Origin of the sequence: Hoeflea sp. BAL378 (genome assembly GCF_000759435.1) — a bacterium.
Classification (GTDB): domain Bacteria; phylum Pseudomonadota; class Alphaproteobacteria; order Rhizobiales; family Rhizobiaceae; genus Hoeflea.
Genome location: NZ_JRJG01000031.1, coordinates 1 through 9,857 on the forward strand (window position 1 = coordinate 1; position 9,857 = coordinate 9,857).

Below are 9,857 nucleotides of genomic sequence, written 5' to 3' on the forward strand. Positions count from 1 at the left end.
CCCCCGCCGCATCGTCTCGCCGCCGAGCGGCGGGCTGTCGGCGGAAGTGGTGCGCTGCGAGCTCGCGGCCAACCAGAAGATCTCCTATGCGGCGCCGTCGGTGCCGGGGCACGAGCACCATCTGGTGCTGCTCGACGGCATCCTGGCCGTGACCATTTCCGACGAGACGAGGGTGCTGGAGGCGGGCGACTGCCTGCGCTACCAGCTCTTCGGGCCGTCGCGCTTCCAGACCGGGGATCAGCCGGCATCCTACCTGATCGTTCTCGTGTGAGGCCGAAATGACCGCGATCGCCATTCATGCCCTGGGTGCGGACGAGCTGGACACCCATGCCGAAGTCCTGGCCGGGATCATGGCCGAGACCGTCAGCGAAGGCGCTGCGATCGGCTACATGCAGCCGTTCACGCGGGCCGACGGGCTCAGGTTCTTTGAGGAGCAGGTGTTCCCCGAGGTGCGCGCCGGGCGGCGCAGGCTGCTCCTGGCCACGCTCAACGGCGTCCCGGCCGGCTCGGTGCAGCTCATCCTGTCGCTTCCGCCCAACCAGCCGCACCGTTGCGAGGTGGCCAAGATGATGGTGGCGCCCGCCGCAAGGCGCAAGGGCGTCGGACGCGCGCTGATGCAGGCGGTCGACGCGGAGGCGGTCGCCGCGGGCAAGCGCCTCGTCACGCTCGACACCCGCACCGGCGACCGCGCCGAGCCGCTCTACCGGGCGGCGGGGTTCGAGACCGCGGGTGTGATCCCCGGCTTCGCGCTCGATCCGGACGGCCGCGCGCTGCACGCCACCACCTACATGTACAAGACGCTGTGAGCCCGGGTCTGTCCTGGCTGATGGGTCTGGCGGCGATGCTGGGCGGCGTCCTGATCGCCGCGCAGGGGCCGATCTATGCGCGCATGTCCGCCGCCCTTGGCGGCAATCCCCTGTTTGCGGCGCTGCTGGCCTTTGCGCTGGCGACGCTGGTGCTGGGGCTGATGGTGCTGGTCACCCGGGCGAGCGCCCCCGATTTGGGCCAGCTTGCCCGGCTGCCCTGGTGGGTCTGGCTCGGCGGCCTGTTCGGGGCCTACCAGGTGCTGGTTTCGATGCAGGCCGTGCCGCGGCTCGGCGTCACGCTGTTCCTGATGCTAGTGATCCTCGGCAACATGCTGGGCGCCACGGTCTTTGATCATTGGGGCCTGTTCGGTCTGCCGCGGCGGCCGCTGACGCCGGGCGCCGGACTGGGCATCGCGCTGATGCTCGCGGGCGTGTTCCTGACCGCGGGCAGGGGCTGACCGGACTCCAGGGGCGCGATCCGCAGTGAAGTCCCGGGCGGGGCGACCGCCGGCTGATGCGGTGGCCGGATCGGCGGCCGGGGCCGTGCCTGTGACATTTTAACTCCTTGGAAGCGTTCTAATTCATACCTTTTGACTCCAGTTTTGGCCGGGTGTAGTCAAATTGCAACGGGGCTCACCGGCCCCGGCCTCCAGTCCAACAGAACCGTCACCGCCATGCCGACCTTGCCAGACACCCCGCCAACCCTCGTGAAACTCGGACAGGGACGGCGCGGTCTGCGCGGCGTCGTGAGGGAGGTGGGCAGCGCGGCGCCCGGCGTGCCGCGGACCGCCTTCGACCTGGAGCTGGAAAAGCGGCTTCTGGAAATCGGCCTGGTCGAGGGCGCGCAGGTGGAGATCCTGCATGAAGGCTTCATCGGCAGGGATCCCATCGCCGTCCGGGTCGACAGCATGTGCGTGGCGCTCAGGCGGCGCGAGGCCAACGCGGTCCTGGTGGACTGCGCCGCCGCTGTGCCGATGACGCTGGCGGCGGAGTGAGGCGATGCTCGACACCCTCGCCAGGACGTCTCGCGTGGCCTTCGTGGGCAATCCCAATTGCGGCAAGACGGCGCTGTTCAACGCGCTGACCGGAAGCCGCCAGAAGGTCGCCAATTATCCCGGCGTCACGGTCGAACGCAAGGAAGGCCAGTTCGTCACCCCGGCAGGCAGGCAGGTGACGGCCATCGACCTGCCGGGCACCTACAGCCTGCGCGGCCGCAGCCCCGACGAGGTCGTCACCCGCGACGCGGTGCTGGGCCGGCTTGATGATTTCGACCGGCCGGACTTCCTGGTTTGCGTCGCCGACGCCACCAATCTGCGGCTCATCCTGCGGCTGGTGCTCGAGCTCCGGAGCGCAGGCCTTCCGATGATCCTGGCGCTCAACATGTCCGATATCGCCGACCACCGCGGCATCCGCATCGACGCCGAGGGCTTGTCGCGGGAACTGTCGATCCCCGTCGTCAGGTCCGTCGCCGTGTCGCCGGGCGGCGCCGCGGCACTGCTCGAACAGCTCGACCTGGCGCTGGCCCGGCGGCCCGCCGGACAGGCGGCGAGCTGGAGCGAGCGCGGCGCCGCCGAGATCCGCGACGCCCATCATGCCGCCGATGCGATGGTGGCCCGCTTCGTCGGCACGCCGGCGGTGTCGCGCGATATCAGCGCCCGCATCGACGACGTGCTGCTGCATCCGGTGCTGGGCATCCTCATCCTGCTCTCGGTGCTGTTCCTGGTCTTCCAGGCGGTCTATTCCTGGGCCGGGCCGCCGATGGACATGATCAGTGCCGGATTTGACAGCCTCAATGCCCTTGCCAGGCAGACCCTGCCCGACGGCATGCTGGCGAGCCTCCTCACCGACGGCATCATCACCGGCGTGGGCAGCGTGCTGGTGTTCCTGCCGCAGATCGTCATCCTGTTCTTCTTCATCATCCTGCTCGAGGATATCGGCTACATGGCGCGCGCGGCGTTCCTGATGGACCGCGTCGTCGGCGGCGTCGGCCTGCACGGCCGCTCCTTCATTCCGCTGCTGTCGAGCTTCGCCTGCGCCATTCCCGGCATCATGGCCACCCGCGTCATCGAGAACCGCCGGCAGCGGCTCGCCACCATCATGGTGGCGCCGCTGATGACCTGCTCGGCGCGGATTCCGGTCTACACGCTGCTGATCGGCGCCTTCATTCCCCGCCGCACCGTCGCGGGCCTCATCGACCTGCAGGGGCTGGTGCTGTTCTCGCTCTATCTCACCGGGATCGTCAGCGCCTTCGCGGTCGCTTTCATCTTCCGCACCTTCGTCTGGCGCGGCAAGACCGAGCCCTTCATCATGGAACTGCCGGGCTACAAGCTGCCGATGCTGCGCAGCGTGGCGATGGGCGTGTTCCAGCGCGCCTTGATGTTCATCCGCAGGGCCGGCACCCTGATCCTGTCGATGATGATCCTGATCTGGTTCCTCTCCACCTTCCCCGCCGCCCCCGAAGGCGCGACCGACGCGGCGATCAACCACAGCTTCGCCGGCATCATCGGCCATGCGCTCGAGCCGCTGCTCGCGCCGATAGGCTTCAACTGGCAGATCGCGGTGGCGCTGATCCCCGGCATGGCCGCGCGCGAGGTGGCCGTCGGCGCGCTCGCCACGGTCTATGCGGTCGGCGGCGCGGCGCTCAGCGATGCCTCGCTGGGCGCGACCATCGCCGCCGAATGGCCGCTGGCCACCGCGCTGTCGCTTCTCGCCTGGTACGTGTTCGCGCCGCAATGCGCGCCGACGCTGGCCGTGGTGCGCCGCGAGACCAATTCCTGGCGCTGGCCGGTGCTGATGTTCGTCTACATGATGGCACTCGCCTATGGCGCGTCCTTCGTGGTCTACCGGGCCGCGATCTATCTTGGAGGCTAGGCCGTGATCGACGCGATCATCACCTATTCGCTGGTGGCGTCCGCCGCCCTGTACGTGGTCTGGAAGCTGCTGCTGCCCGCATCGGTCAAGCGATGGATCGGCCATGGCCGGCCCGGGCCTTGTCCGGCCGGCTCACGGTCCAGCCAGTGTCCGTCGGGTTGTTCGGGCTGCACGCTCGGCTCGCCTAGAAAACCGGTCTGACGGCCGCCGCGGGCGACGCTACCCCGGCGCCTGACCGCGAAGGGCCAGCACATGCATGCCGAGCACTTCGGTGTCGACACGCGGATCGTCGGCGGCCACGGGCTCGCGATTGGCCTCCAGCAGCCCGCGGATCGCGGCCAGGCCGGGCAGCGCGTCGGTCATGATCTGGCGATCCTCGTCGCGGAGGATATGGTGGAAGGTCCGCGCCGCCGCATTGATCGCCTCGTCGCAAAAGGCGCGCCCGGCGTCGGTGAGGAAGACCTGCTTGGAGCGGGCGTCGTGCTCGCACGGCTTGGTCTCGATGTAGCCGCGCTTTTCCAGCACCTGGATCGAATGGCTGATGGTCGCCTTGGACAGGTTCATGGCGCTGGCGAGGTTGAGCGGCGTGATCCCGTCGCCGCTCCGGACCAGATGCAGGATGATGGCGAAGTGCGAGGGGTGAACCCCGTCGGGCAGCATCTTGCCGACCAGCGTCGTGCACAACTGGCAGATCTTGCTGACCTCGCTGAAATAAGTGTAGCCGTCGCCAGGCTTGTACACAGCGTTCATCGCGTCATCTCTCCTAAAATCGGGCCTGAACCGCCGGATGGACCGCGTCGCGCGCGATGGCCGGACCCCGCCGCCATTTGACCCGGACCGCCCGGGCAACGCAAGCGGTGTTCGGGCATAATCAACGATTGCGGCCGGTTCGCGGCGCGAATTCGGCTTGGGCCTCGCGGCGTGGTTGCTCCGGGCGCGCGGGGTCGGGCGACGGCCGGCCGACCGGGGGCCGGTCGCCGCAGGCGCAGGGCGGACACGAAAATGCCGGGACGGTTCCCGGCATTCCCGCGGTTCCGCGCAGTCTGGATCGGGCCTAGTGGGAGGGCTTGATGAAGGTGCCGTTCTGCAGCTCCGTCACCGCCTGGATCAGCTCGGCCCGGGTGTTCATGACGATCGGCCCGTGCCAGGCCACCGGCTCGCGGATCGGCTTGCCGGAAACCAGCAGGAAGCGGATGCCCTCGTCGCCCGCCTGCACGGTGATCTCGTCGCCGGTGTCGAACACCACCAGCGTGCGGTCGCCCGACATGTCGCGGATCTGGATCTCCTCGCCCTCGACTTCCTTCTCGACCAGCACGCCGAACGGCTTGGATGCATCGCGAAAACTGCCGGAACCGGCGAAGATATAGGCGAAGGCCGAGCGGTAGGCGTCGACCTTGAAGGTCTTCCTGCGGCCCGGCGGCACCGAGATGTCGACATAGGACGGCTCGGCGGCGATGCCGTCGACCGGGCCGCGCTTGCCCCAGAACTCGCCGCAGATGATGCGCGCGGCGGTGCCGTCGTCGTCGACCTCGACCGGAATGTCGGCGGAGGAGACATCCTGGTAGCGCGGCGCGGTCATCTTCATGGCCGACGGCAGGTTGGCCCAGAGCTGGAAGCCGTGCATCTTGCCGGCGAAATCCCCCTTGGGCATTTCCTGGTGCATGATGCCGCGCCCGGCGGTCATCCACTGCACGTCGCCCGCGCCCAGCGTTCCAGTGTTGCCCAGGCTGTCGCCGTGCTCGACGGTGCCGGCCAGCACATAGGTGATGGTCTCGATGCCGCGGTGCGGATGCCAGGGGAAGCCCTTGAGGTACTTTTCCGGGCTCGAGTTGCGGAAATCGTCAAACAGCAGGAACGGGTCGGTGAGCGAGGGATCGTCGAAGCCGAAGGCGCGCTTGAGATGCACGCCGGCGCCCTCGAGATGCGGCACGGCGGAGGATTGGTGACGGACTGGTCTGATGGACATGGCAGTCTCCTGGGGGCGGCCGGCGGTTGGGGCCGGCAAGGGTTGCGTTGACGCCAATGTAGCGTGCGTGGACCCGGCATATAAGTGGCGTCCCTGAAACGGAGTGTTCAATGCCATGCGCCCGCAGCGCAGCATTCCCGCAGGGCGCTGGGGCGGCGCGGAACCGCGCGGCGCCGCGCACGTTGACCCCGCGACCCTCGATCACGGAAGGAGACGACGATGCCCACCAGGACCGAACGCGACCCGGATCCCACCCCCGACCAGGCGTCCGGGCACGACACCCCGCCCAAGCAGGAAAAGCTCGAACGGCTGGACGAGATGAAGTTCGACCTCGAGCGCCAGACCGCCCGCGGCACCGCTAGCCTCGACCAGGTCGAGGCCCGCGCCGCCGCGCTCAAGCAGGCGATCGACCGGGCCAAGGCGCGCCCCTGAGCTCTGCCAGGGCCCTGCCGCACGATCAGGCCGTGGCGCCGCGCCCCAGCGCCGAGAGCGGAATGGCGGTGGTTTCCTTGATCTCCTCCATCACGAAGGAGGCGGAGACGTCGGCGAGCCGCACCTTGGCGATCAGCCGCTGGTAGAGCCGGTCATAGGCCTTGACGTCGGAGACGCGGGCGCGCAGCACGTAGTCGAGATCCCCCGAGGTGCGGTAGACGCCGACGATCTCGGGAAAGCCGCCGACGGCCTCGCGGAAACTCTTGAGCCAGTCGGCGTCGTGGCTCGCCGCGCGCACGAACACGAACACCGACAGCCCGCACCCGGCGGCCTCGGCGTCGAGGATGGCGACGCGGTCCTTGATGATGCCGCGCTCCTCCAGCGCCTTGACGCGCCGCCAGCAGGCGTTGCGCGACAGATGCACCCGCTCCGACAGCGAATCGACCGAAAGCGACCCGTCGCGCTGCAATTGGCTGAGGATTCGGACATCCATATCGTCGATCTTGTGCATTGTGGGACATATATCCCAAATCATCCCGGCTTCAAAGGATATTCGGGACATATGTCTCCGGAAACCGGTCTATCCTTCACCCTTGCATAAAAGCGAGGGAGCCCCAACCATGTCCAGACCGATCGCCCGCCTGTTCACCGACCACCCGCACTCGGTCGACGAGACCTATCTCGAGCACATGAAGTTCGCCGGCTGGTTCGCCGGCCGGCTGTTCCTCGCCGCCTCCGCCGCGCTGGTCCATGCGTTGCTGCCGTTTACCTTTGAGAAAACTGCAAGCCGTATGATTAACGAGATGCATCACCGGATGCACAACCGGAGCAGATAGAAACACATGTGCCGCTGGGCCGCCTATCGTGGAACGCCGATCCCGCTGGAACAGATCGTTTCCGCGCCGGGCCATTCGCTGATCGAACAGTCGCACCGGGCCACCGAGGCCAAGACCGCCACAAACGGCGACGGCTTCGGCATCGCCTGGTATGGCGAGCGCCCGGAGCCGGGGCTTTACCGCGACGTGCTGCCCGCCTGGTCCGACTGCAATCTGAAATCGCTGGCGCGGCAGATCCGCTCGCCGTTGTTCCTCGCCCATGTGCGCGCCTCGACCGGCGGCGCCACCAGCCGCGACAACTGCCACCCCTTCGTGCACGGCACCTGGTCGTTCATGCACAATGGCCAGATCGCCGGCTTCGAGAAGATCCGCCGGCCGATGGAGGCGGCCCTCTCCGACCGGCTCTACCAGGCCCGCCACGGCACCACCGATTCCGAACTCCTGTTCCTGCTGGCGATCGAATTCGGGCTCGAGACCGATCCTGCCGGCGCCTTCGCCGAGGCCATAAGATTCGCGCTCGCCGAATCGGCCCGCGCCGGCGTGGAAGAGCTCGTGCGCTTCACCGCCGCCTTCTCCGACGGCGAGACGCTCTATGCGATCCGCTATTCCACCGATGCCCGCGCCCCCACGCTCTATTCGGCGCCGACCTGCAACAACCAGGGCCATTGCCTGGTCTCCGAACCGTTCCACGACACCCAGACCCAGTGGCACGAGATCCCCGCCGGCAGCATCGTCACGCTGAAAGCCGGCGGCATGTCCTCGGCCCGGTTCAACCCGGCGCAGACGCGGCCCGTGGAAATCGCCGCGGTCGCCTGAAGGGTTTAAAGTCCCCTCCCCAACCTAGCCAGGGCGAGCCACGGGTCTCGCCCGTCCTTCGGACCCCCACAAGGGTGAGGGGCTACGCGTGCATCTCGCATCCTGCCAAACCGGGGGATTGTCCGGGTGGTGAGCCCGATTTGAGCAATAAGGGCAGGCCCGGGCTAAGCCCCTCCCCCTTGTGGGGAGGGGTTGGGGAGGGGACTTGAGAGGAGGTTGGGGAGGGGTTTTTGCCTTCGCAAAAACCCTCCCCCTCAGAACTCCGTCACCACCGTCACGCCGGCGCCCTCGAACCGGTCCATGCCGGTGAGCGCAGCGATCGACTGTTCGAGTGAGATCCTCTGCCCCACCAGTTGGTCGGGCTTCAGTCGTCCCGCCTCGATCATCGCCAGCATCGCGCCGTAGCGGTGCGCCTGCATGCCGTGGCTGCCCAAAATCTCGAGCTCATGGCCGATCACCCGCCCCATCGGGATCGGCGGCAGGCTGTGATCTCCCGCCATCAGCCCGACCTGGACGTGCCGGCCGCGCTTGCGCAGGCTGTTGATCGAATTGACACAGGTCGCCACCGACCCCAGCGCGTCGAGCGAGAGATGCGCGCCGCCCTGGGTGATGTCGCGCACCGCGCCGGCCACGTCGGCCACGTGCTTGGCGTTGATCACCGCCGTGGCCCCCACCTCGCGGGCGAGCTTGAGCGCCCGGTCGGAAATGTCGATCGCCACCACCTGCGCGCCCGACGCCGCGGCGATCATCACCGCCGAAAGCCCCACCCCGCCGCAGCCGTGCACCGCCACCCATTCCCCGGCCGAGACCCGGCCTTGGTCGACAACGGCGCGGAACGAGGTCACGAACCGGCAGCCGAGGCTGGCGGCAGTGGTGAAATCCAGGCTCTCGGGCAGTTCCACCAGGTTGAGATCGGCGCGGTGGATCGAGACGAATTCGGCGAACGATCCCCAATGGGTGAAGCCCGGCTGGAACTGGTGGTCGCACACCTGCTGGTGGCCGGCATGGCATTCCGGGCAACTCCCGCAGCCGCCGACGAAGGGTACCGTCACCCGCTGGCCGATCTTCCAGCGCGTCACCTCGCGCCCCACCGCGGCGATCGTGCCGGCGAGCTCGTGGCCGGGCACATGCGGCAGCGTAATGTCGGGGTCGTGCCCCACCCAGCCGTGCCAGTCGCTCCGGCACACGCCGGTGGCCTCGACCTTGATTACCACCCCGTGCGCCTCGGGGGCGGGATCGGGCAGCGTCACAAGCTTGGGCGGCGCGCGGAATTCTTCGTAGAGAACGGCTTTCATGGCAAGGGTCCGGCTGTGGGTGGATCGGCAGCCGTGTCTACACCGGCGAAGGCGGCTTGGGGAAGGGCGAACCGTTGCCGCAGCCGGCCGATCCCCGCCCGCCTGGAAAATTGCTTGTGCCCCCCGCCGCAATGCCGCAAAAAAGTGCCGAGGGCAGGCCAACGGCGGACTGCCGGAGACCATGGCCCACCCGATGCTGCCGCCTCCCTGGATCAATTTCACCGTCGCGCTCGCCATCGGCCTGCTGATCGGGCTCGAGCGCGAGCGCAGCAAGGGCGAAGGCCCGTTGCGCCGCGCCGCGGGCATCCGCACCTTTGCGCTGGCGTCGCTCGCCGGCGCGGTGTCGGTTCACGTCGGCGGCATTCCGCTGCTGGCGCTGGTGGTCGGGGCGGTCACCCTGCTCACCGCCCTGTCCTATCTCAAGGGCAGCCGCGAAGACCCCGGCCTGACGACGGAAATCGGGCTCCTGCTGATGCCGCTGGTGGGGGCGCTGGCCATGGCCGACACGCTGGTCGCCGGCGCGCTCGCCGCCTGCATCGCCGTCGTGCTGGCGATGAAGCGTCCCATCCACCGCTTCGTCACGGGCGTGATGACCGACGAGGAGGTCGGCGACGGCCTGATCTTCGCCATCGCCACGCTGGTGATCTGGCCGCTGCTGCCCGACCGTTTTCTCGGGCCGCTGGACGCGGTCAACCTGCACAAGGTCTGGCTGCTGGTGGTGCTGATCCTGGCCATCGGCGCCGCCGGCCATGTCGCCATGCGCCTGCTCGGCCTCCGTTTCGGCCTGGCGGTGGCGGGCTTCGCCTCGGGCTTCGTCTCCAGCCTCGCCACCATC

14 protein-coding genes are annotated in these 9,857 nt (G+C 68.3%); 10 read left to right on the plus strand and 4 right to left on the minus strand.

The genetic code is table 11. The features are described 5' to 3' along the window. From LL06_RS27640 to LL06_RS27260, 6 genes are all read left to right on the plus strand, one after another. Window positions 1-271: cupin domain-containing protein (locus tag LL06_RS27640; protein ID WP_035525125.1), on the plus strand; the 271-nt coding region annotated here is incomplete at its 5' end. 7 nt (window positions 272-278) lie between these two features. Next, window positions 279-806, plus strand: a complete 528-nt coding sequence (locus tag LL06_RS08790) for a GNAT family N-acetyltransferase (protein WP_035525127.1) — start codon at window positions 279-281, stop codon at window positions 804-806. Then, complete coding sequence (locus tag LL06_RS08795) at window positions 803-1,264, plus strand: DMT family transporter (protein WP_152599545.1); 462 nt, start codon at window positions 803-805, stop codon at window positions 1,262-1,264. The genes LL06_RS08790 and LL06_RS08795 overlap by 4 nt, the downstream gene beginning before the upstream one ends. A 216-nt stretch (window positions 1,265-1,480) precedes the next feature. Further along, window positions 1,481-1,801: a FeoA family protein gene (locus LL06_RS08800; RefSeq protein ID WP_052161338.1), complete on the plus strand. Its 321-nt coding sequence runs from the start codon at window positions 1,481-1,483 to the stop codon at window positions 1,799-1,801. A gap of 4 nt (window positions 1,802-1,805) precedes the next feature. Further along, complete coding sequence (feoB, locus tag LL06_RS08805; RefSeq protein ID WP_035525132.1) at window positions 1,806-3,677, plus strand: ferrous iron transport protein B; 1,872 nt, start codon at window positions 1,806-1,808, stop codon at window positions 3,675-3,677. A gap of 3 nt (window positions 3,678-3,680) precedes the next feature. After that, window positions 3,681-3,878 carry a hypothetical protein gene (locus tag LL06_RS27260; RefSeq protein ID WP_152599546.1) on the plus strand — a complete coding sequence of 66 codons (198 nt, stop codon included), beginning with the start codon at window positions 3,681-3,683 and terminating at the stop codon, window positions 3,876-3,878. Window positions 3,879-3,896: 18 nt separating this feature from the next. Here LL06_RS27260 and LL06_RS08810 read toward each other — a convergent pair whose 3' ends face one another. Together LL06_RS08810 and LL06_RS08815 are read right to left on the minus strand one after the other, a co-directional pair. After that, window positions 3,897-4,427 (minus strand): MarR family transcriptional regulator, encoded by a 531-nt coding sequence (locus tag LL06_RS08810; RefSeq protein WP_081963826.1) that lies wholly within the window; start codon window positions 4,425-4,427, stop codon window positions 3,897-3,899. A gap of 304 nt (window positions 4,428-4,731) precedes the next feature. Then, window positions 4,732-5,643: a pirin family protein gene (locus tag LL06_RS08815; RefSeq protein ID WP_035525134.1), complete on the minus strand. Its 912-nt coding sequence runs from the start codon at window positions 5,641-5,643 to the stop codon at window positions 4,732-4,734. 219 nt (window positions 5,644-5,862) lie between these two features. Here LL06_RS08815 and LL06_RS08820 point away from each other — a divergent pair, with 219 nt between their 5' ends. Further along, the gene (locus LL06_RS08820; protein ID WP_035525135.1) at window positions 5,863-6,075 is read left to right on the plus strand and encodes a hypothetical protein; all 213 of its coding nucleotides are present in this window, start codon (window positions 5,863-5,865) and stop codon (window positions 6,073-6,075) included. 25 nt (window positions 6,076-6,100) lie between these two features. Here LL06_RS08820 and LL06_RS08825 read toward each other — a convergent pair whose 3' ends face one another. Next, on the minus strand, window positions 6,101-6,586 hold the full coding sequence (locus LL06_RS08825) for an Lrp/AsnC family transcriptional regulator (RefSeq protein ID WP_035525138.1): 486 nt from the start codon (window positions 6,584-6,586) through the stop codon (window positions 6,101-6,103). A gap of 109 nt (window positions 6,587-6,695) precedes the next feature. On the opposite strand from LL06_RS08825, the gene LL06_RS08830 reads away from it, so the two are divergent. After that, entirely contained in the window at window positions 6,696-6,911 is a 216-nt protein-coding gene (locus LL06_RS08830; protein ID WP_035525140.1) for a DUF6356 family protein, read from the plus strand. Window positions 6,912-6,917: 6 nt separating this feature from the next. Next, a complete protein-coding gene (locus LL06_RS08835; RefSeq protein WP_035525142.1) occupies window positions 6,918-7,727 on the plus strand; it encodes a class II glutamine amidotransferase in 810 nt (269 codons plus the stop codon). Between the two features lie 254 nt (window positions 7,728-7,981). On the opposite strand, the gene LL06_RS08840 is transcribed toward LL06_RS08835, so the two are convergent. Next, a complete protein-coding gene (locus LL06_RS08840) occupies window positions 7,982-9,022 on the minus strand; it encodes a zinc-dependent alcohol dehydrogenase family protein (protein WP_035525144.1) in 1,041 nt (346 codons plus the stop codon). 181 nt (window positions 9,023-9,203) lie between these two features. Between LL06_RS08840 and LL06_RS08845 the strand changes: the two genes are divergently transcribed. Next, the coding region (locus tag LL06_RS08845; protein WP_244447082.1) for an MgtC/SapB family protein at window positions 9,204-9,857 on the plus strand (654 nt) is incomplete at its 3' end.

What these genes read in the sequence shown, in the direction of transcription:
- LL06_RS08825 (WP_035525138.1), bottom strand. Translation starts at nt 6,586, where the DNA reads ATGCACAAGATCGACGATATGGATGTCCGAATCCTCAGCCAATTGCAG.
- LL06_RS08820 (WP_035525135.1), top strand. Translation starts at nt 5,863, where the DNA reads ATGCCCACCAGGACCGAACGCGACCCGGATCCCACCCCCGACCAGGCG.
- LL06_RS08800 (WP_052161338.1), top strand. Translation starts at nt 1,481, where the DNA reads ATGCCGACCTTGCCAGACACCCCGCCAACCCTCGTGAAACTCGGACAG.
- feoB (WP_035525132.1), top strand. Translation starts at nt 1,806, where the DNA reads ATGCTCGACACCCTCGCCAGGACGTCTCGCGTGGCCTTCGTGGGCAAT.
- LL06_RS08790 (WP_035525127.1), top strand. Translation starts at nt 279, where the DNA reads ATGACCGCGATCGCCATTCATGCCCTGGGTGCGGACGAGCTGGACACC.
- LL06_RS08830 (WP_035525140.1), top strand. Translation starts at nt 6,696, where the DNA reads ATGTCCAGACCGATCGCCCGCCTGTTCACCGACCACCCGCACTCGGTC.
- LL06_RS08810 (WP_081963826.1), bottom strand. Translation starts at nt 4,427, where the DNA reads ATGAACGCTGTGTACAAGCCTGGCGACGGCTACACTTATTTCAGCGAG.
- LL06_RS08840 (WP_035525144.1), bottom strand. Translation starts at nt 9,022, where the DNA reads ATGAAAGCCGTTCTCTACGAAGAATTCCGCGCGCCGCCCAAGCTTGTG.
- LL06_RS08815 (WP_035525134.1), bottom strand. Translation starts at nt 5,643, where the DNA reads ATGTCCATCAGACCAGTCCGTCACCAATCCTCCGCCGTGCCGCATCTC.
- LL06_RS08835 (WP_035525142.1), top strand. Translation starts at nt 6,918, where the DNA reads ATGTGCCGCTGGGCCGCCTATCGTGGAACGCCGATCCCGCTGGAACAG.